22 protein-coding genes are annotated in these 19,958 nt (G+C 69.1%); 16 read left to right on the top strand and 6 right to left on the bottom strand.

Translation table 11 applies throughout. The features are described 5' to 3' along the window. Nucleotides 1-42 precede the first annotated feature (42 nt). The 10 genes from FMM06_RS07845 (at nucleotide 43) to FMM06_RS07805 (ending at nucleotide 7,607) form a co-directional block, all read left to right on the top strand. Entirely contained in the window at nucleotides 43-363 is a 321-nt protein-coding gene (locus FMM06_RS07845) for an FtsB family cell division protein (RefSeq protein WP_235889147.1), read from the top strand. Between the two features lie 66 nt (nucleotides 364-429). Next, nucleotides 430-1,476: a pyruvate dehydrogenase (acetyl-transferring) E1 component subunit alpha gene (gene pdhA / locus FMM06_RS07840; protein WP_144236709.1), complete on the top strand. Its 1,047-nt coding sequence runs from the start codon at nucleotides 430-432 to the stop codon at nucleotides 1,474-1,476. After that, complete coding sequence (locus FMM06_RS07835) at nucleotides 1,476-1,895, top strand: DUF6794 domain-containing protein (protein ID WP_144236708.1); 420 nt, start codon at nucleotides 1,476-1,478, stop codon at nucleotides 1,893-1,895. Before pdhA ends, FMM06_RS07835 begins: the two co-directional genes overlap by 1 nt. Continuing rightward, nucleotides 1,892-3,274 (top strand): pyruvate dehydrogenase complex E1 component subunit beta, encoded by a 1,383-nt coding sequence (locus FMM06_RS07830; RefSeq protein WP_144236707.1) that lies wholly within the window; start codon nucleotides 1,892-1,894, stop codon nucleotides 3,272-3,274. The genes FMM06_RS07835 and FMM06_RS07830 overlap by 4 nt, the downstream gene beginning before the upstream one ends. A 26-nt stretch (nucleotides 3,275-3,300) precedes the next feature. After that, entirely contained in the window at nucleotides 3,301-4,695 is a 1,395-nt protein-coding gene (locus FMM06_RS07825; protein ID WP_144236706.1) for a pyruvate dehydrogenase complex dihydrolipoamide acetyltransferase, read from the top strand. Beyond that, complete coding sequence (gene lpdA / locus FMM06_RS07820) at nucleotides 4,692-6,086, top strand: dihydrolipoyl dehydrogenase (RefSeq protein ID WP_144236705.1); 1,395 nt, start codon at nucleotides 4,692-4,694, stop codon at nucleotides 6,084-6,086. The genes FMM06_RS07825 and lpdA overlap by 4 nt, the downstream gene beginning before the upstream one ends. Nucleotides 6,087-6,226: 140 nt before the next feature. Then, complete coding sequence (locus tag FMM06_RS07815; RefSeq protein WP_144236704.1) at nucleotides 6,227-6,403, top strand: YdcH family protein; 177 nt, start codon at nucleotides 6,227-6,229, stop codon at nucleotides 6,401-6,403. Between the two features lie 105 nt (nucleotides 6,404-6,508). After that, nucleotides 6,509-6,856, top strand: a complete 348-nt coding sequence (locus FMM06_RS16760; protein WP_185965089.1) for a hypothetical protein — start codon at nucleotides 6,509-6,511, stop codon at nucleotides 6,854-6,856. Next, entirely contained in the window at nucleotides 6,769-7,347 is a 579-nt protein-coding gene (locus FMM06_RS07810; protein WP_185965088.1) for an SRPBCC family protein, read from the top strand. Before FMM06_RS16760 ends, FMM06_RS07810 begins: the two co-directional genes overlap by 88 nt. A 56-nt stretch (nucleotides 7,348-7,403) precedes the next feature. Further along, the gene (locus FMM06_RS07805; protein WP_144236702.1) at nucleotides 7,404-7,607 is read left to right on the top strand and encodes a hypothetical protein; all 204 of its coding nucleotides are present in this window, start codon (nucleotides 7,404-7,406) and stop codon (nucleotides 7,605-7,607) included. Here FMM06_RS07805 and FMM06_RS07800 read toward each other — a convergent pair. Beyond that, a complete protein-coding gene (locus FMM06_RS07800; RefSeq protein ID WP_144236701.1) occupies nucleotides 7,604-8,251 on the bottom strand; it encodes a carbonic anhydrase in 648 nt (215 codons plus the stop codon). The genes FMM06_RS07805 and FMM06_RS07800 overlap by 4 nt on opposite strands. Nucleotides 8,252-8,311: 60 nt before the next feature. Between FMM06_RS07800 and lipA the strand changes: the two genes are divergently transcribed. Together lipA and FMM06_RS07790 are read left to right on the top strand one after the other, a co-directional pair. Then, nucleotides 8,312-9,229, top strand: coding sequence for a lipoyl synthase (lipA, locus tag FMM06_RS07795; protein ID WP_144236700.1), 918 nt, complete (start codon nucleotides 8,312-8,314; stop codon nucleotides 9,227-9,229). Then, nucleotides 9,216-9,674 carry a type II toxin-antitoxin system RatA family toxin gene (locus tag FMM06_RS07790; RefSeq protein ID WP_144236699.1) on the top strand — a complete coding sequence of 153 codons (459 nt, stop codon included), beginning with the start codon at nucleotides 9,216-9,218 and terminating at the stop codon, nucleotides 9,672-9,674. The genes lipA and FMM06_RS07790 overlap by 14 nt, the downstream gene beginning before the upstream one ends. Here FMM06_RS07790 and FMM06_RS07785 read toward each other — a convergent pair. The 4 genes from FMM06_RS07785 to FMM06_RS07770 form a co-directional block, all read right to left on the bottom strand. Continuing rightward, entirely contained in the window at nucleotides 9,666-10,661 is a 996-nt protein-coding gene (locus FMM06_RS07785) for a sensor histidine kinase (RefSeq protein WP_144236698.1), read from the bottom strand. The genes FMM06_RS07790 and FMM06_RS07785 overlap by 9 nt on opposite strands. 100 nt (nucleotides 10,662-10,761) lie before the next feature. Next, entirely contained in the window at nucleotides 10,762-11,256 is a 495-nt protein-coding gene (locus tag FMM06_RS07780) for a CinA family protein (RefSeq protein ID WP_144236697.1), read from the bottom strand. After that, nucleotides 11,253-11,759 carry a hypothetical protein gene (locus tag FMM06_RS07775; protein WP_144236696.1) on the bottom strand — a complete coding sequence of 169 codons (507 nt, stop codon included), beginning with the start codon at nucleotides 11,757-11,759 and terminating at the stop codon, nucleotides 11,253-11,255. Before FMM06_RS07775 ends, FMM06_RS07780 begins: the two co-directional genes overlap by 4 nt. After that, nucleotides 11,756-12,895 (bottom strand): bifunctional 2-C-methyl-D-erythritol 4-phosphate cytidylyltransferase/2-C-methyl-D-erythritol 2,4-cyclodiphosphate synthase, encoded by a 1,140-nt coding sequence (locus FMM06_RS07770; protein WP_144236695.1) that lies wholly within the window; start codon nucleotides 12,893-12,895, stop codon nucleotides 11,756-11,758. The genes FMM06_RS07775 and FMM06_RS07770 overlap by 4 nt, the downstream gene beginning before the upstream one ends. An 82-nt stretch (nucleotides 12,896-12,977) precedes the next feature. Between FMM06_RS07770 and dusB the strand changes: the two genes are divergently transcribed. The 3 genes from dusB to ntrC are packed head-to-tail and all read left to right on the top strand — an operon-like array spanning nucleotide 12,978 to nucleotide 16,500. Further along, nucleotides 12,978-13,985, top strand: coding sequence for a tRNA dihydrouridine synthase DusB (dusB, locus tag FMM06_RS07765; protein ID WP_144236694.1), 1,008 nt, complete (start codon nucleotides 12,978-12,980; stop codon nucleotides 13,983-13,985). Next, nucleotides 13,982-15,076 carry a two-component system sensor histidine kinase NtrB gene (locus tag FMM06_RS07760; RefSeq protein ID WP_235889146.1) on the top strand — a complete coding sequence of 365 codons (1,095 nt, stop codon included), beginning with the start codon at nucleotides 13,982-13,984 and terminating at the stop codon, nucleotides 15,074-15,076. The genes dusB and FMM06_RS07760 overlap by 4 nt, the downstream gene beginning before the upstream one ends. Further along, nucleotides 15,073-16,500, top strand: coding sequence for a nitrogen regulation protein NR(I) (ntrC, locus tag FMM06_RS07755; protein WP_144236693.1), 1,428 nt, complete (start codon nucleotides 15,073-15,075; stop codon nucleotides 16,498-16,500). Before FMM06_RS07760 ends, ntrC begins: the two co-directional genes overlap by 4 nt. Here ntrC and FMM06_RS07750 read toward each other — a convergent pair. Continuing rightward, complete coding sequence (locus FMM06_RS07750; RefSeq protein ID WP_144236692.1) at nucleotides 16,497-17,372, bottom strand: LysR substrate-binding domain-containing protein; 876 nt, start codon at nucleotides 17,370-17,372, stop codon at nucleotides 16,497-16,499. The two genes, ntrC and FMM06_RS07750, sit on opposite strands and share 4 nt — an antisense overlap. Nucleotides 17,373-17,718: 346 nt before the next feature. Here FMM06_RS07750 and FMM06_RS07745 point away from each other — a divergent pair, with 346 nt between their 5' ends. After that, nucleotides 17,719-19,956, top strand: coding sequence for a sensor histidine kinase (locus FMM06_RS07745; protein ID WP_144236691.1), 2,238 nt, complete (start codon nucleotides 17,719-17,721; stop codon nucleotides 19,954-19,956). The last annotated feature ends 2 nt before the right edge of the window (nucleotides 19,957-19,958 follow it).

Below are 19,958 nucleotides of genomic sequence, written 5' to 3'. Positions count from 1 at the left end.
TATCTTCTTGATTCGCCGCCGCGCCCGTGATTCAGTCGCCGCGTGACCAATCGTGCCGCCTTTGCCGATCTGATGCGCCGCGCCGCCGTGCCGGCGATCAGCGTCATGGTCATCGGTTATTTCGCCTTCCACGCCGTCGCCGGGAATACCGGCATGGTCGCGTGGCAGGGGTACAAGGCCGAACGCACCGCGCTCGAGCGCCAGGCCGAGGCGGTGAAGGCGCAGCGCATCGCGCTGGAGCGCCAGACTGCGCTGCTCGACCCGCGTCACGTCGATCCCGACCTCGCCGACGAGCTGGTGCGCCGCAACCTGGGCGTCGTCGGTCCCGACGAAGTCATCGTGGATTTGCCACCCGTCCGCTGAATCGGGTTGTCGCGGCCGCCGCGGACGCTATAGCGAATGCGCACGTCAGCACCGGAGCGCACCGACTTGGCCAAAGCCCCCGCCCGCAGCGCCCCCGCGACGCCCGCCGCACCGACGCGCGAGCGACCGCCTGAACCGCAGCGGCACGTTGCCACCGCCGAACACCTGCTCAAGCTGTACCGCGAGATGCTGATGATCCGCCGCTTCGAGGAGCGCGCGGGCCAGCTGTACGGCATGGGGCTGATCGGCGGGTTCTGCCACCTCTACATCGGGCAGGAGGCGGTCGTGACGGGGATGCAGGCGGCGTTGAAGCCGACCGACAGCGTCATCACCGGCTACCGCGACCACGGCCACATGCTCGCCTGCGGCATCGACCCCAAGGTCGTCATGGCGGAACTGACCGGCCGCGCCGCCGGCATCAGCAAGGGCAAGGGCGGCTCGATGCACATGTTCTCGGTCGAGCATGGCTTCTACGGCGGCCACGGCATCGTCGCGGCGCAGGTGCCGCTCGGCACGGGCCTCGGCTTCGCGCACAAGTACAAGGCCGACGGCGGCATTGCAGTGACCTATTTCGGTGACGGTGCGTCGAACCAGGGGCAGGTCTACGAGAGCTTCAACATGGCCGAGCTGTGGAAGCTGCCGGTCATCTTCGTCATCGAAAACAACCAGTACGCGATGGGCACCAGCGTCAACCGCTCCAGTTCGGAGGACCAGCTGTTCCGCCGCGGCGAGAGCTTCCGCGTCCCCGGCCTGCAGGTCGACGGCATGGACGTGCTCGCGGTGCAGGGCGCGGCGCAGGTCGCCGCAGACTGGGCGCGCAGCGGCAAGGGGCCGGTGCTGCTCGAAATGAAGACCTACCGCTACCGCGGCCACTCGATGTCGGACCCCGCCAAGTACCGCAGCCGCGAGGAAGTCGCCGCGGTGCGCGAGAAGTCCGACCCGATCGAACACGCCAAGGCCGAGCTGATGACGCTCGGCGTCGACGAGGCAAAGTTCAAGGAACTGGACAAGGAGGTTCGCGCGATCGTCGCCGACGCCGCCGACTTTGCCGAAACGGCACCCGAGCCGGCACCGGGCGAGCTCTACACCGACGTGCTCGTCGGGCGCTATTGATGCGGCGCGTCGCGCTCCTGCTGGTTGCCGCCGCGACGCTCGCGACGGGTGCCGCGGCCGATCCGGTCGGCGACAAGCTTATCGCCTGCGCGCCCGCGACCTTCGAGGCTGCAGTCAAGTGCCTCGACGACGGTCTGCCGGCTGCGACCAGGGCGCAGCTGGTGCAGCCGGGCGGGACCGCGCTCGCGCATCACGGGCTCGGCACCTTCCTGCGCAACCAATGGGGGCTGTGGAAGAACGGCCCGCTGGCGGTGTCGATGCGCGAAATGGGCTTTCGCAGTCCCGACGACATGAGCGGCGCGATCCTGAGCGCCTATGCCGCGCGCCACGGCGGCGCGCCCTACGACGTGCGCGCGGCCGCCGCAGCCTCGACGAACAACGGGCGCGAAGCCGCCGACCGGGAGCGCCAGAGCAAATGACCGAAATCAAGCTCCCCGCGATGTCCCCCACCATGGAGGAGGGCACGCTCGCCAAGTGGCTCGTCAAGGAAGGCGACACCGTCAAGCCGGGCGACGTGCTCGCCGAGATCGAGACCGACAAGGCGACGATGGAACTCGAGGCCGATGACGGCGGCGTCGTCGAAAAGCTGCACGTCGCGGGCGGTACCGACGGGGTCAAGGTCGGCACGCTGATCGCGACGATCCGCGGCGAGGACGAGGAAGCGGCCCCCGCGAGCGCGCCCGCCGATCCGCCCCCCGCCGACGAGGCGCCGAAGCAGTCGGACTCCACCCTTGCCAGCAGCGGCGAAACCGCGACAGTCGCGAAGGGCGAGCCACCCGCCAGCCTGGCGGTCCAGCCCGACGTCGTTCCCGGCACGCCGACCAAGCGCACCACCGTCCGCGAAGCACTGCGCGACGCGATGGCGGAGGAGATGCGCGCCGACCCCAGCGTCTTCGTGATGGGCGAGGAAGTCGCCGAGTATCAGGGTGCGTACAAGGTCACGCAGGGGCTGCTCGAGGAGTTCGGCCCGCAGCGCGTCGTCGACACGCCGATCACCGAATACGGCTTCGCGGGTCTCGGCACCGGCGCGGCGATGGGCGGGCTGAAGCCGATCGTCGAGTTCATGACCTTCAACTTCGCGATGCAGGCGATCGATCACATCATCAACTCGGCTGCCAAGACCAACTACATGTCCGGCGGCCAGATGCGCTGCCCGATCGTCTTCCGCGGCCCCAATGGTGCGGCGTCGCGCGTCGCGGCGCAGCACAGCCAGAACTATGGCCCGTGGTACGCCAGCGTCCCCGGCTTGATCGTCATCGCGCCGTACAGCGCCGCCGACGCCAAGGGCTTGCTCAAGAGCGCGATCCGCTCGCCGGACCCGGTGGTGTTTCTGGAAAACGAGCTGCTCTACGGCCACAGCTTCGACGTGCCCGAGGGCGATGTCGCGATCCCGATCGGCAAGGCGTCGGTGGTGCGGACCGGCAAGGACGTGACGCTCGTCAGCTATTCGATCGGCGTCGGCGTCGCGCTCGATGCCGCGACCAAGCTGGCAGAGGCCGGCATCGACGCCGAGGTCGTCGACCTGCGCACGCTGCGCCCGCTCGACCGCGCGACGGTGCTCGCCAGCCTCAAGAAGACCAACCGCATGGTCGTCGTCGAGGAAGGCTGGCCGACCTGCTCGATCAGCAGCGAGATCATCGCCATCGCCATGGAAGACGGCTTCGACGACCTCGATGCGCCCGTGCTGCGCGTCACCAACGAGGACGTGCCGCTGCCCTATGCCGCGAACCTTGAAAAGCTGGCGCTGATCAAGGTCGAGGATGTCGTCGAGGCGGCGAAGAAGGTTTGCTACCGGTAACTCCGGCTGAGCGAGGACAGACAAGAATGCCCATCGACATCACCATGCCCGCGCTGTCGCCGACGATGGAGGCCGGCACGCTGTCGAAGTGGCTGGTCAAGGTCGGCGATACGGTCAAGTCGGGCGACGTGCTCGCCGAGATCGAGACCGACAAGGCGACGATGGAGGTCGAGAGCATCGACGAGGGCGTCGTCCTCGAACTGCTGATCGCAGATGGCACCGACGGCGTGCCCGTCGGGCAGGTGATCGCGCGGCTGGGCGGGGAGGGCGAGGTTGCAGCACCCGCCGGCGCGCCCGCACCCAAGGCCGAGGCGTCCGCGCCCGCACCGCCCGAGCAGAAGGGCGGCGAAACCGGCGCGGTCCCCGATACGGCCAAGCTGCCCGGAGCCAATCCCGAGATGGCCGAGCGCGCCGCGCCCGAGCCGAGCCTGAAGGCCCCCGCCGGAAAGCCCGCTGCCGCACCGGCCCCGGCCGATGGTGCGCGCGTCAACGCCTCGCCGCTTGCGCGCCGCCTAGCGGAGGCGAAGGGCGTCGAACTCTCCGGGATCAAGGGGTCTGGCCCGAACGGCCGCATCGTCAAGGCTGACATCGACGGCGCGTCGGCAGGTGCGAAGCCCGCCGTTGCGCCGACGCCTGCTGCCCAAGCATCGGTCGCCGCTCCTTCACCCGCCGCTCCACCCGCAGCGCCGGCTCCGGCCAAGCCCACCGCCGCGCTCGCCCCGCCCGAGGGCGTCCCCGCCGAGGCCATCAAGCTCAGCAATATGCGCAAGACGATCGCGCGCCGCCTGACCGAATCGAAGCAGACGGTCCCGCACTTCTACCTGACCGTCGACGTCCGCCTAGACGCGCTGCTCAAGCTGCGTGGCGACCTCAACAAGTCGCTCGAAGCCACTGGAATCAAGCTGTCGGTCAACGACCTGCTGATCAAGGCGCTGGGCCTCGCGCTGACGCAGGTGCCCGACAGTAACGTCCAGTTCGCCGGCGACACGCTGTACAAGTTCGGCCGCGCCGACGTGTCGGTGGCGGTCGCGATCCCCGGCGGGCTGATAACCCCGGTGATCACCGATGCCGCCAACAAGCGCCTCAGCGTCATCGCGACCGAGATGAAGGACCTCGCGGCGCGCGCCAAGGACGGCAAGTTGAAGCCCGAGGAATTCACCGGCGGCACCGCGTCGATCTCCAACCTCGGCATGTTCGGCATCAAGCAGTTCGACGCGGTCATCAACCCGCCCCAGGGCCTGATCCTCGCGGTCGGCGCGGGCGAGAAGCGCCCGTATGTCGTCGATGACGCCCTCGCCATCGCCACGGTGATGAGCGCCACCGGCAGCTTCGACCACCGCGCCATCGACGGCGCCGTCGGCGCGCAGTTCATGAGCGCGTTCAAGTCGCTGGTCGAAGCGCCGATGAGCATGCTGGCATGAGCGAGCAATTCGACCTCGCCATCCTCGGCTCGGGCCCCGGCGGTTACGTGGCCGCGATCCGCGCGTCGCAACTCGGCCTGAAGGTCGCGATCGTCGAGCGCGAGCGGTTGGGGGGAATCTGCCTCAACTGGGGGTGCATCCCGACCAAGGCGCTGCTGCGGACGTCCGAGATCTACCACTATATGCAGCACGCCGACGCGTACGGGCTCAGCGCGCAGAACGTCAGCTTTGACCTCGCCAAGGTCGTCGACCGGTCGCGCAAGGTCGCCGGGCAGCTCAATGCCGGCGTCAAGGGCCTGATGAAGAAGAACAAGGTGACCGTCGTCGAGGGCGTCGGCACGCTGACGGGGCCGAGCCAGATCACGGTGACGACCGGCGACCAGAGCCGGGTGCTCGACGCCAAGAACGTCATCATCGCCACCGGCGCCCGCGCGCGCGACCTGCCGGGCGTGGCGGCGGACGGCAAGCGCGTCTGGACCTATCGCCACGCGATGGTGCCGCCCGAGTTGCCGACCAAGCTGCTCGTCATCGGATCGGGCGCGATCGGGATCGAGTTCGCGAGCTTCTACAGCGACATGGGCGCGAAGGTCACCGTCGTCGAAATGCTCGATCGCGTGCTGCCGGTCGAAGATGCCGAGATTTCGGCGCACATGCACAAGACGCTGACCAAGCAGGGCATGACGCTGCTGACGGGCTCCAAGGTCTCCGACGTCAAACCCGGCCCCGACGGCGTCTCGGCGACGATCACGGGTGCCGACGGCAAGGCGGCGACTGACACCTACAGCCATGTCATCGTCGCGATCGGCATCGTGCCCAATACCGAGAATATCGGGCTGGAGGCGCTGGGCGTGACGCTTAACCGCGGGCACATCGCGGTCGACGATTACGGCCAGACCAGCGTGCCGGGCCTGTACGCGATCGGCGACGTCACCGGCCCGCCGTGGCTGGCGCACAAGGCGAGCCACGAGGGCGTCGTCGCGGTCGAGCACATCACCGGCAACCACCCGCACAAGTTCGAGATCTGGAACATCCCCGGCTGCACCTATTCGCGTCCCCAGGTTGCCAGCGTCGGCATGACCGAGGCGCGCGCGCGGGAGGCGGGGCACGAGGTCAAGGTCGGCAAATTCCCGTTCATCGGCAACGGCAAGGCGATCGCGCTTGGCGAGGCCGACGGCTTCGTCAAGACGGTGTTCGACGCCAAGACCGGCGAGCTGCTCGGCGCGCACATGATCGGTGCGGAGGTCACCGAGCTGATCCAGGGCTATGTCGTGGCGCGCCAGCTCGAGACCACCGAGGCCGAGCTGATGGAGACGGTGTTCCCGCATCCGACGCTGAGCGAGATGATGCACGAGAGCGTGCTGGGCGCGTACGGCCGGGCGCTGCACTTCTAGCAGCTCGTCGCATTTCGTTTCGCGTGGCCCTTGCAAGGCGCGGCGGGATTCCCAGTTCGAGTATGCGGACCGGGCCCCTCTGGCGCGTCCTGACGGGCGCGCGATGTCGGACCGCTTTTTCCAACGCTGGGAGAAGCAAGATGCACGTCGACCTGATCAAACGCCTCCGCACCATTCACGTCCGTCTCGACCACGACCTGCGCGCCGAGATCGCGCGGCGCTATCCCGACCAGGCGCGGGTCAACGCGCTGAAGAAGCTCAAGCTGTCGATCAAGGATCGCCTCAACGCCGTCGGTCCGAACACCGCGACCGCCTGACGTTCATGCATGCCAGCCTCGCTCCGCATTTGCGGGGCGGGGCTGCTACCGCCCCGCCGCCGCGATGTGCTAGCCTCGCTTCGTCGCAGCAGCTGAGGGTAGCGCATGGTCATCGCCGGCTTGATCCTCGCGACCGCGACACCGTCGGTGCTCAGCGCGCTGTGCCCCAAGGCCGAGCCAGGCGAGATCGTCGTCTGCGCCGACCCCGACCCGCCGCCATCGAAATATCGCCTGCCGGGCCCGCCGCCGCCGCCCGAATTCGGCAGCCGCGCCTCGGTCAGCGTCAACCGCGAGCGCGCCGCGCTGTTCGACTATGACGCGGGCAATCAGGGATGTTCGAACGTCGGAGCCGGGGGGGCCTACGGATGCGCGTACAAGCAGCACAAGCACACTACCGAGCAGCGCTCGGGCGCGCGCAGCAAGCGCGGCTATCTCTACGATACGCCGTACTGACGCTGGCTCTGGCGCTGGCGACCGGTCCCGCCGCAGCGGAGGTCGTCGCGACGCCCGACGGCTTCACCATCACCCACACGCGCTCCGTCCAGGCGTCGCCTGCCGCTGCTTGGACCGCGCTGACCGCCTGGGGCAGCTGGTGGAGCGACGGGCATAGCTGGTCGGGCAAGGCAGCGAACATCAGCCTCGATTCGGTGGCCGAGGGCTGCCTGTGCGAGCGCTGGGCGGCGGGCGAGGTCGCGCATGGCCGCGTGCTGATGGTGATGCCGGGCAAGCGGCTGCTGATCGATGCGCCGCTGGGGCCGCTGCAGGCGCTGCCCGTGGTCGCGCGGCTGGCCTTCACTCTCAAGCCGGCGGGGCGAGGAACGACCGTCACGATCGAAATGCGCGTTGCCGGAACGGCCGCGAACGGCCTCGGTGGGCCGGTCGACGGGGTGCTGCGCGAGGCGGCCGACCGGCTGGCGCGGCGGATCGACACCGGGCGGCCCTGACGGAACCCTTTGGCACGGCTCGCGTCTCTCCGGTTCGGGGCTTACGGAGACGTATCATGGAAACGACCCAAGGCCTTCTCGGCTCGCTTAATCTGATCACGATCGGACTTGTGCTTCTCGTCGCGATCGGCGCGGCGGCGTGGTTCTTCCGGAAGAAGGAAAACCGCCACCCGATGGGCAAGAACGAAGGGCTGCACAGCGATCTCGACGCTGCCCGCCGTGCGGACGTCGATCCGCCGCGCACCCGCGACGCGCTCTAGGGCGCGACCGGCTCGAACCGTCCCGTCGCGTCGTCGAGAACACGCAGCGACCCGTCGCCGATGCTGAACCAGGCACCGCGAAGGGTCAGCGTATTCGCGGCGACGCGTTCGGCGACGAACGGAAAACTGCGCAGGTGGTCGAGGCTCAGCCGGATCGCGGCAAGCTCGAGCACCTGTTGCGCGTCGATGTCGGGGTGACCCTCGGCAGCGGCGCGCGCTGCGTCTCGAGCCGGCGAGATCATCGCCATCCAGCGGTCGATGAAATGCCCTTCGCCCGCCACCGCGCCATCGAAGCGTCCTGTCAGCGAGGCGGCGATGCCCCCGCACTTGGCATGGCCCAGCACGACGATCTCGGCCACGCCGATCTGTGTCACCGCGAATTCGATCGCCGCGCTCGCGCTATGCTGACCGCCGTCGGGCTCATAGGGTGGCACGAGGTTGGCGACATTGCGCAGCACGAAGATCTCGCCCGGTGACACATCGAACACCCGGGTCGGGTCGACGCGGGAGTCGCTGCACGCGATGACCATGATCGGCGGCGACTGGCCCTCGATCGCGAGCTGATCAAAGCGGCGGCGCTGTTCCTGATACTCTCCGGCACGGAAGCGGCGGTAGCCATCGAGCAGTGTATCGAATGCTGTCATTGTCAGCCGTTACCAGTCGCCGCATTGGCAGGGAAGGCGGCAGTCGCTATCTGACGCCGCATGACCGACATCGCACCGCAGCGCGTTCGCAAGCCCGACTGGCTGCGCGTCCGCGCCCCGACCTCCGCGGGCTTCGCCGAGACGCGGCAATTGATGCGCCGTCTGGGCCTCGTCACCGTGTGCGAGGAGGCCGCTTGCCCCAACATCGGCGAGTGCTGGACGCAGAAGCATGCGACGGTGATGATCCTGGGCGACACCTGCACGCGTGCGTGCGCCTTCTGCAACGTCAAGACGGGCATGCCGCAGCCGGTGGATATCATGGAGCCGGTGCGCGTCGCCGAAGCGGCGGGCGAGCTGGGGCTCGAACATATCGTCATCACTTCGGTCGATCGTGACGATCTGGCGGACGGCGGCGCGACGCAATTCGTCCGCGTAATCCAGGAACTGCGCAAGCGCGCCCCGCGCACGACGATCGAGATCCTGACGCCCGACTTCCGCAACAAGGCGGAGACCGCGGTGGCGCGCATCGTCGACGCCCGGCCCGACGTCTATAACCACAACCTCGAGACCGTACCTCGCCTGTACCCGACGATCCGGCCGGGAGCGCGCTACTATGCGTCGCTGCGACTGTTGGAGAGCGTCAAGCGGCTCGACCCGTCGATCTTCACCAAGTCGGGCCTGATGGTCGGGCTGGGCGAGGAGCGGCTCGAGATGCACCAGGTGATGGACGACATGCGCTCGGCGGGCGTCGATTTCCTGACCTGCGGCCAGTATCTCCAGCCGACCCCGCGCCACGCCAAGGTGCACGAGTTCGTGCCGCCCGCGACCTTCGCGGCCTATGCGGCGATCGCGCGCGCCAAGGGCTTCCTGCAGGTCGCAGCATCGCCGCTGACGCGGTCGAGCTATCATGCCGGCGCCGACTTCGCGGTGATGAAGGCGGCGCGCGACCGCACGCTGGCCAGCCATGCCCAAGCATAGCGAGACGCGCGCGCTGCCGTACAGCGCCGCGCAGATGTTCGACCTGGTGGCCGACGTCGACCGCTACGACGAGTTCCTGCCGTGGATCCAGGCGACCCGCGTGCTGGGCCGCGAGGCGAACGTCGTGACGGCGGAGCTGGTCGTCGGCTTCAAGATGGTGCGCGAGCGCTTCACCAGCCGCGTGACGCTCGACCGCCCGTCGCGCATCCACGTCGACTATATTTCGGGGCCGCTGCGCTATCTCAAGAACGACTGGGTCTTCCGCGACACGCCCAAGGGTTGCGAGATCGACTTCACGGTCGACTTCGAGTTCCGCAACTTCCTGTTCGAGCGGTTGGCGGGCGCCTTCTTCGGCGAGGCGTTCCGGCGCATGGTCGCCAGCTTCGAGGCGCGGGCTCGCGCGGTGTATGGCGTGCCCGGCGGCGCGATCCCGGCGTCAGGTTAGCAGGGTCGAGCGGTCGACGCACAGCGTCGCGATCAACCCGCCCTCGCTCCATTCATAGTCGATCTTGCCCTTCAGGGCTCCGGTGACGCTGCGCTGGACGAGCTTGCTGCCGTAACCGGCCAGGCCCTTCGGCTCCTCGATCTTGGGACCGCCGCGTTCCAGCCAGGTGAGGATGATCGTGTCGGGCTTGCTTGTACTCGACACGTCGAGCGTGCCCTCCGAGTGCGACAGCGAGCCGTATTTCAGCGAGTTGGTTGCCAGTTCGTGAACCACCAGCGCAAGCGAAGTCGCGGCCTTCTCGCCGACGCCGCAGCGCTCGACCGCGACGCGGATGCGCCCTTCGAATGCACCGAGACTGTCGTATGGGGCAAGCAGCACCGACAACAGGTCGCCGAGCAGCGCGGCGTCGCCCTGGCCGTTGGGCAGCGGCCGCACCAGGTCGTGCGCACGGCCGAGCGCGGCCAGCCGCGAGGTCAGTTCGGTCGCCATCTCCTCGGTCGTCGTCGCCGAGCGCGAGGTGATCTGGGTCAGGCCCGAGGCGATCGCGAGCAGGTTCTTGACGCGGTGGCTCATCTCGCCGGCAAGCAGCTCGTTGCCTTCCTCGGCCTGCTTGCGGCCGGTGACGTCGAGGAAGATGCCGAACATCGTCCGGCCCACCATTCCGACATCCTCGCCCTTGCCGCGTGCGGCGATCCAGCGGACCTCCTTGCCGACGAGAATGCGGAAGTCGGTTTCGTACGAGCCCAGCACGACACGCGTCGCGGCAAAGGCGGCGCGTACCCGGTCGCGATCCGCGGGATGAATATGCGCCGACAGCTTCTCGAACGTGACCCTCTCGGTCCATGACAAGCCCCAGAGCTCGAAGCCGCGCTCGTCCATGGTGAACTGGTCGGTATCGACATTCCAAGCCCATAGCGAAACGCCGGCCGCAACGATCGCGAGATGCAGATGCTCGGTGCGCCACTGATGGGGTTCGTCGTGTGTCATGGCGTACCTTTGCATGGCATCACATGGCCAGTACTTAACTCTTGATAATATTCTACGTTGTGTAGCGGCGTAACGGAAAAAATTTCGCCTGCTGCGACACTCAGTCGGGCATCAGGAGCCCAAGCGCGACCAGCGCCGCCTGGCGGCGGATTTCGCGCCGGCCGAGATCGCCGAAACAGTGCGTGTCGGCCACCACATGGCTCTCGTCCTCGCCGCGCGTCGCGCACGCGAAGACGACCGTGCCGACGGGCTTTTTTTCCGACCCGCCGCCGGGCCCGGCGATCCCCGTGATCGCGACGGCGAGGTCGGCGTGGCTGTGCTTGAGGGCACCCTGCGCCATTGCCCAGGCGACCGCCACAGACACCGCGCCGAAGGTCTCGAGGATGTCCTGGTTGACCCCGATGCTCTCCATCTTGGCTTCGTTCGAGTAGGTGACGAAGCCGCGCTCGAAGACCTCCGAGGCGCCCGGGATCTCTGTCAGCGCGGCCGCGACCAGTCCGCCGGTGCAGGATTCAGCGAGCGCGACCGTGCGCCCGATCGCGCGGTTCGCGTCGATGACCGCCTGCGCGCGGGCCAGCAGCTCGTCGTCGATCATCGGCGATCGTCTTCGCACAGCGAGAATTGCAGCGACGGGCGGTCGCGCGCGCCGGCGACCAGCGCCGCCCCCAAGATATCCACGACCTGCCGGTCGCTGAGCGGCAGCACCGCGACGGCCATGTCGTCGATGTTGCGGCAGGTGCGCTCGCCGAGCTTGGCGACCTGCGTGCTGAGCATCAGGTCGAGGAAGGGCGTGACCGCGGCGACGAGGCGCTGCGGGTCGGTCTCGGGCTGGCCGAGCAGCTGCGAAATCGCCGGCGCGACGATCGCGGCGGCCGCAGCCGCCTCGCCGCGGAAACGCCCCGCGAGCGACGGGCGCGCCGCGGTCAGGTTGGGGGCGCCGCCGGGGAAGCTCGCGCAGCGTGCCACGACGTTGGCGACCAGCGGGCCCGCAGCGACGGCGGCGACGGCGCGCATCTGGGGCCGGGTGAAGCAGATCGCCGAAGCCGCCGAGGGCAGGGCCAGCGCGGCAGCGACCACGGCGCCAATCAGGATCTTCATGCCGAACTCCTCGCAACCCGCACCGTCGCCATCGCCGATGCCGCAAGGCCCTCGCGCCGGCCGGTGAAGCCGAGCCCCTCGGTCGTCGTCGCCTTGACGCTGACCTGATCGCTGGCGAGCCCGAGAAGTTCCGCCAGCCGCGCGCGCATTGCGGCCCGGTGCGGCCCGATCTTGGGTGCCTCGCAGATCAGCGTGACGTCGACATGATCGATGATCCCGCCGCGCGCGGCGATCAGTTGTGCGGCATGGACGAGGAAGCGGTCAGATGACGCCCCCCGCCATTGCGGATCGCTCGGCGGGAAATGGTCGCCGATGTCGCCCGCCCCGATCGTGCTGAGCAGTGCGTCGGTCAGCGCGTGCAGCCCGGCGTCGGCGTCGCTGTGGCCGATCAGGCCGTGGCTGTGGGGAATCTGGACGCCGCACAGCCAGACATGGTCGCCGGGGCCGAAGCGGTGGACGTCGTAGCCCTGAGCCGAGCGCGACACGCCGCCGATCATCGCCTCGGCCCGCACGAAATCCTCGGGCGTGGTCAACTTGAAGCCGCGCTCGTCGCCGGGGACGAGCGCCACCGCGAGGCCGGCGGCGCGCGCCACCGCGACATCGTCGGTGCAGCCGGCGGGCGCGCTGCCGTGCGCGGCGCGGATTGCGGCATAGTCGAACCCCTGCGGGGTCTGCACGCGGTGCAGGCCGTCGCGCGACACCTCGCCCTCGACGTGAGTGCCGCCGCTGCGCAGGGAATCAGTGACGGGCAGGGCAGGGCACGCCCCCGGTGCGTGGTCGAGCGCGGTAACCACCCGCCGCATCGCTTCGCCCGGCATGAAGGCGCGCGCCGCGTCGTGGATCAGCACCCGCGCGGGGGTATCGCCCGCCAGCGCCTCGAGCCCCAGCCGCACCGACTCCTGCCGCGTCGCGCCGCCCGCTGCCCAAGGTCTGAGATCGAGGCCCGCGACGGCGTCGGCGTACAGCGCGGCGTCGTCGGGGTGGATCACGACCGACACCGCATCAACAACCCCCCGCAGCCCTTCGACGGCATGGCGCAGCACTGGCTTGCCGCCGATCCGGCGATACTGCTTGGGCAGGCCCTCGCCCGCGCGGTGGCCGCGGCCGGCGGCGACGATCAGGCCATGGACTGTCATGGGCCGCGCTTAGCCCGCGCGCGACTTGCCGAACAGGGGCAAATCCGGCATGGCTCGCTGCCTGTAATTTAGGCAATTCGACGTGAAGAACTTCGGCCCCATCCAGATCGGTCCGCTGACCATCGCGCAGCCGGTGCTGCTCGCGCCGATGACTGGCGTGACCGACCTGCCGTTCCGCACCATCGTCAAGCGCTACGGCGCCGGGCTGACGGTCACCGAGATGATCGCGAGCCAGGCGATGGTCCGCGAAACGCGCCAGTCGATCCAGAAATGCGCGTGGCACCCGAGCGAGGAGCCGGTGTCGATGCAGCTCGCGGGCTGCGACCCGGAGGTCATGGCCGAGGCGGCGAAGCTCAATGCCGACCGCGGCGCGGCGATCATCGACATCAACATGGGCTGCCCGGTCAAGAAGGTCGTCAACGGCGACGCGGGGTCGGCGTTGATGCGCGACCTGCCGCTCGCGGCGCGCCTGATCGAGGCGACGGTCAAGGCGGTCGACGTGCCGGTGACGCTCAAGATGCGCATGGGCTGGGATCATTCGAGCCTCAACGCCCCCGAACTCGCGCGCATCGCAGAGGATCTGGGCATCCAGCTGATCGTCGTTCATGGGCGGACGCGGTGCCAGCTCTACAAGGGCAGTGCCGACTGGGCGTTCGTCCGCAAGGTCAAGGACGCGGTGCGCCTGCCGGTGATCGTCAACGGCGATATCTGCACCTTGGACGACGTCGATGCGGCACTCGACCAGTCGGGTGCCGACGGCGTGATGATCGGACGCGGCGCGTACGGAAAGCCGTGGCTGCTGGGCCAGGCGATCGCGTGGCTGACGCAGGGCCGCCGCCTCGCCGACCCCAGCCTCGCTGAACAATATGCCGTGATCGTCGAGCATTACCGCGCGATGCTCGACCTTTACGGCAACGAGATCGGGGTCAATATGGCGCGCAAGCACCTCGGCTGGTACACCAAGGGGCTGACCGGCTCGGCCGAGTTCCGCAACGCCGTCAACCAGCAGGCGAGCGCCGCGACGGTGCTCGACATGCTGGAGGCGTTCTACGCCCCGCTGATCGATGCACCGCTGAGCCTCGCCGCGTGAGCCTCGCTGCGCTGCGCCGGCTGCGCCCGATACCGCCAGCGCCGTCGCTCGACCTTGTCACGGCGCTGCCGGTGCCCGTCGTCGCGCTCGATGCGATGGACCTGCCGCTGCTCGTCAATCCGGCGGCGGAGAGCATGCTCAACACCAGCGCGGCGATGCTCGCGGATCGCGGCTTGGCCGGGCTGACGGTCGACGACGCGGCGGTCGCGGATCTGCTGGTGCACGCCCGTGCGCAGGGCGGGCGGCACAGCGCCTTCGATGTCGAGATCGGCTTTCCCGGCGCGCGCACGGTGCGCGCCGACCTGCTGATCGCGCCGCTGGCGGACGCGCCGGGGGCGCTGGTGCTGACGCTGCAGACCCGGTCGGTGGCGTCGCTCGTCGAGCGGCAGGCGGTGCACCGCGGCGCGGCACGCTCGGCGACCGGGGTCGCGGCGATGCTGGCGCACGAGATCAAGAACCCGCTGTCGGGGATAAAGGGGGCCGCGCAGTTGATCGCGCAGGGCGCCGACCCCGACACCGCCGAGCTGACCGACCTGATCTGCGTCGAGGTCGACCGCATCCGCGACCTCGTCGACCGCATGGAGGGCTTCACCGACACCCGCGCGCTGCCGCACGCGCCCGAGAACATCCACGCCGTGCTCGGCCATGTCCGCAAGCTCGCCGAGCAGGGTTTCGCCCGCGGCGTCCGCATCGCCGAGGCCTATGACCCCTCGCTGCCGCTGGTCGCGGCGCACCGCGACAGCCTCGTCCAGGTCTTCCTAAACCTGCTCAAGAACGCCGTCGAAGCCGCTGGTTCGCAAGGCAAGATCCAGCTGACCACGGCCTTCCGCCATGGGCTGTTCGTCGCCACGCCGGGATCGCCGCGCAAGGTGTCGCTGCCCATCGAGGTGTGCGTGATCGACACCGGTCCCGGCGCGCCGCGCGACATCGCCGACCATCTGTTCGATCCGTTCGTGACCAGCAAGCCCGGCGGCCGCGGCCTGGGGCTGGCGCTCGTCGCCAAGATTGTCGGCGATCACGGCGGCATCGTCGAATACGGCCGCGAGAACGATCGCACGGTGTTCCGCGTCCTGCTGCCGGTGGCCAAGTGACCGCGACCATTCTCGTCGCCGACGACGACGCAGCGATCCGCACCGTCGTGCGCCAGGCGCTGACCCGCGCGGGCCATGTCGTGAAGACCTGCGACTCGGTCGCGGCGTTGTGGGCACTGGTCGATGCGGGCGAGGGCGACGTCGTTGTTACCGACGTCATCCTGCCCGATGCCGACGGTCTCGACGCGATCCCGCGCCTGCTCGCGCGCCGTCCCGGCCTGCCGGTGATCGTGATGAGCGCGCAGAACACGCTGAGCACCGCGGTGCGCGCCACCGAGCAGGGGGCGTTCGACTATCTGCCCAAACCGTTCGACATCGATGCGCTCGCCCGCGCCGTCGCGAGCGCGCTGGCGGCGAGCGGCCATGTGCCCGAGGCCGCCGTGTTGCCGGGCGACGACCTGCCGCTGATCGGCCGCTCGCCGGCGATGCAGGCGGTGTATCGCATCATCGCGCGCGTCGTGCCGACCGACCTCAGCGTGATGATCCTGGGGGAGTCGGGCACCGGCAAGGAGCTGGTGGCGCGCGCGCTGCACGACCTGGGCCCGCGCCGCGCTGGGCCGTTCGTCGCGCTCAACATGGCGGCAATCCCGCGCGAACTGATCGAGACCGAGCTGTTCGGCCATGAGCGTGGCGCGTTCACAGGCGCCGCGGCGCGCGTCACCGGGCGCTTCGAGCAGGCGCAGGGCGGTACGCTGTTCCTCGACGAGATCGGCGACATGCCTGCGGACGCACAGACGCGCCTGCTGCGCGTTCTCCAGTCGGGGGACTTCACCACGGTCGGTGGCAACCGGACGATCCGTGCCGACGTGCGGATCATCTCGGCGACCAACCAGGACCTCGCCAAGCGCATCGCAGGCGGCCAGTTTCGCGAGGACTTATTCTATCGTTTGAACGTCGTGCCGCTGCATCTTCCCGCGCTGCGCGAGCGTGGCGGCGACATCGCGATCCTCGCGCGCCACTTCCTCGACCGCGCCGCCGCCGACGGCCTGCCGCGCAAGGCGCTCGATGCCGGGGCGATCGAGGTGCTCGGCCTGCACGCCTGGCCGGGCAATGTCCGCGAGCTCGAAAACCTGATGCGCCGCCTTGCTGCGCTGACCAGTGCCGAGCGGATCGACGCGAGCGACGTCGCCGCCGAATTGCGCGGTCCCGGCACCGTCGCGCTGCCGGCGACCAATGGCGGCCTCGCGGCGTCGGTCGCGGCGCATCTCGCCGATTATTTCGCGATCTTCGGCGACGACCTGCCCCCCGACGGGCTGTACGACCGCATCTTGGCGGAGGTCGAACGCCCGCTGCTGACCCAGGCGCTCAGCGCGACGCGTGGCAACCAGATCCGCGCGGCAAAGCTGCTCGGCATCAACCGCAATACGCTGCGCAAGATGCTGGGCGATCACAAGCTCGACGCCAGCGCCGCGCGGCGTCTTTAGCGGCCAAGTTCGCCCAGAAGCCATTCGCGGAATGCGCGGATCTTCGGCACGTTGCGCCGTGCTGCCGCGCAGACGAGCCAGAAGCGCCAGCCGTTGGTGGCGACTTGCGCGAACGGCGCGAACAGCCGCCCCTCATCGAGTTCGCGTCGCCACAGTTCGGGATTGAGCAGCGCAACCCCCGCGCCCGCCATCGCGGCGTTGGCCTCGACGACCTGCGAGTCGAGACGCAGACCGCCCGTGACCGGGACTGCCGCCTCGACCCCGGCGCAGGCCAGCCACAGGGGCCACCAGTCATCCTCGGGGGTCAGGCGCGGCACGGTCTGCAGGTCGGCGGGATCGGCGAGTGGATGGGCGGCGAGAAATTCGGGGGAGGCCATCGGCGTGAACCGCACGTCGAACAGCGCGTCTCCGTGCAGGCCGGGTGCGAGCGTGGCACCGGCGCGCACGCCGACATCGGCATCGTCGCGCGCAAAGTCGACCACGGCATCGTTGGCATCGATCCTCACCGCGAGGTCGGGATGACGCAACTGGAACGCACCGATGTGCGGGGCCAGCCACTTGATCGCAAAGGTGTTGGCGCAGCTGATGCGCAGCACCGCATCGTCGTCCGCACGGACGCTCGCGAACGCATCGGCGATCCCGTCGAACGCCGTGCTGACCAGCCCCGCCGCGCGGCGCGCCGCCGGGGTAGCCACGACGCGCCCGCGCTCACGATCGAACAGACGCACGCCGAGCCGCTCCTCGAGCATGCGGATCTGATAGCTCACGGCCGCTTGCGTCATTCCCAGCTCGGCGGCGGCGGTGATGAAATTGCCGTGGCGTGCGGCGGCCTCGAAGACGCGGACGGCGGCGAGAGGCGGCAGGCGGCGCATTACTCGATCATAAGCTGTGCTTATGGCAGCCGTCGACACTTTGGTTGGCGCGGCGGTGGCTCCGGCGCGCAGGGTGACCCGCGAACAGGAGACTTCGGCGATGATCCTCGACCATCAAGCCACACGATTTTGGGCGGACCACGGTAACGGTTGGTCGCGTCTCGTGTCCGCAGCGGCGGGAGCGGTTCGGGTCAGGCTCGCGCCGCCGAAGCCCGCTTTGCCGGGGTGCCCGGCGGGCGAAGCGACACGATCCCCTGCGACGCCATAGGCCGATCCTAACAATTATCGTCGCGCGGGCGCAACGACTGTGTTCCTTTTGCCACGCTACTAGGCTAAGACAGGGGGGATGGCAGACGGCGCGACCCTTCCGGCCCCGGGCCGCTGGCGCAATCAGCGGCGGCGCTTCAACCGTTGGGTCAGCCGCGTCGACCTTTACCCGCGCCTCGAACTCGCCGTCGCTGCACTGGTCGTGCTGCTCGGGTTCGGCAGCTATGCGATCCTGACCGGCGAACGCGGTCCCGGCTTCTCGCCGCCGCTCGTCACGCTGCTGCTCGTCGCCAATCTCGTGCCGCTGATGGCGCTGATCACGCTGATCGCGCGTCGCGTCGCGATCCTGCTGACCAACCGGCGGAAGGGCACGGCGGGAGCGCAGCTGCACATCCGCCTCGTGGGTCTGTTCGCCGCGATCGCCGCGGTCCCGACCCTGCTCGTCGTGATCTTCGCGTCGCTGCTGTTCCAGTTCGGCACGCAGTTCTGGTTTTCGGACAATGCCCGCACCGTTCTCGACAATGCCGATCAGGTTGCGCAGGCCTATGTCGCCGACAACAAGCGCCGCATCGTCGAGGACATCGACGCGATGGCGGGGGACATCAACAATTACGCGCGCGATTACGGCATCGGCACGCCGGTGTTCCGCGAAGGCCTGGTCTTCCAGGTCAAGACGCGCAACCTGACCGAGGCGGCGGTGTTCGCCTCGCGCGGCACCGAGCGGCCGATCTTCGCGCGGGTCAACATGGACGAGAAGCCGCTGTCGGCGCGCATCGCGCGGCTCGACCTGACCGGCGCACGCGTCGGCGAGGTGCGGGTCGTCGACAGCGCGGTCGACCGCGTCGAGGCGGTGGTGCGCATCGACCCGGTCCTCGAACGCTATGTCTATGTCAGCCGCAAGGTCGACCCGCAGGTGCTTGCGCAGGTCGCGCGGACGCGCACCGCGCTGACCGACTACAAGGCGCTGACCGACCGCAGCCGCGCGCTGAAATGGCGCTTCAACATCATGCTGATGGTCGTCTCGCTGCTGATCCTCGCGGCGGCGATCTGGTTCGCGCTGTGGCTGGCGAACCGCCTCGTCACGCCGATCGCCAAGCTCGCGCATGCGGCCGAGCGCGTCGGCGCTGGCGACCTCGATGCGCGGGTCGCGGTGCGCGGTGCGGGCGACGAGATCAGCACGCTGGCGCGCGCCTTCAATCGGATGACCGGGCAACTGAAGGCGCAGCAGCAGGCGCTGGTCAGCGCCAACGCTTCGGCCGAGCAGCGACGGCAGTTCACCGAGACCGTGCTGTCGGGCGTGTCGGCGGGCGTCATCTCGATCGACGGCGGCGGCGTCATCAAGCTCGCCAACCGCAGCGCCGCCGAACTGCTGGAGACCAGCGAGGGTGCACTGGCCGGGCGGCCGCTCGCCGAAGCCGTGCCCGAACTCGCGACCCTGCTCGACGAGGCGGCGGCACAGGGGATCGCGGCGGGGCAGGTGACCATTGTCCGCGGCGCCGAGCCGCAGACCCTCAGCGTCCGTATCGCAGCGGAGCGCGCGGGCGCACGCAGCTATGTGCTGACCTTCGACGACATCTCGGCGCAGCTGGCGGATCAGCGCCGCGCCGCCTGGGCCGATGTCGCGCGGCGCATCGCGCACGAGATCAAGAACCCGCTGACCCCGATCCAGCTGTCGGCCGAGCGGCTGCAGCGCAAGTATGCGAAGCAGATCGTCGAGGATCCGGAGACGTTCGCATCACTGACCGGCACGATCGTCCGCCAGGTCGGCGATCTCCGCCGCATGGTCGACGAGTTCAGCAGCTTCGCGCAGATGCCCAAGCCCGAGTTCCGGCCCGAGAACCTCGCCGAGATCGCCAAGCAAGCGGTGTTCCTGCAGGAGGTCGCCTACCCGGGCATCCGCTTCGGGCTGGTGCTGCCGGCGCAGCTGCCCGAGCTTGTCTGCGACCGCCGCCAGATCGGTCAGGCGCTGATGAATCTGATCAAGAACGCCGCCGAAGCCATTGCAGCGCGACCCGATAATTCGGTGCAGGGCCTGATTTCGCTGGCGATCGAGGCGAGCGGCGAGCGCGTCGCCATCCGTGTCACCGACAACGGTTGCGGCCTGCCCGAGGCGCGCGACCGGCTGACCGAGCCCTATGTCACGACGCGGCTGAAGGGCACCGGCCTCGGCCTCGCGATCGTTAAGAAGATCGCGCAGGAACACGGCGGCACGCTCGACCTCAGCGATGCGCCCGGTGGCGGCACCGTCGCGCGGCTCAGCTTCGACACGCGCGCCGTCGACCTCGACGTCGCCGAACCGCGCGCAGCACAAGGATAGGC

Origin of the sequence: Glacieibacterium frigidum, assembly GCF_007097155.1 — a bacterium.
Classification (GTDB): domain Bacteria; phylum Pseudomonadota; class Alphaproteobacteria; order Sphingomonadales; family Sphingomonadaceae; genus Glacieibacterium; species Glacieibacterium frigidum.
Note: the sequence above shows the minus strand (reverse complement) of the source record. Positions and strands in the feature narration are given on the sequence as shown.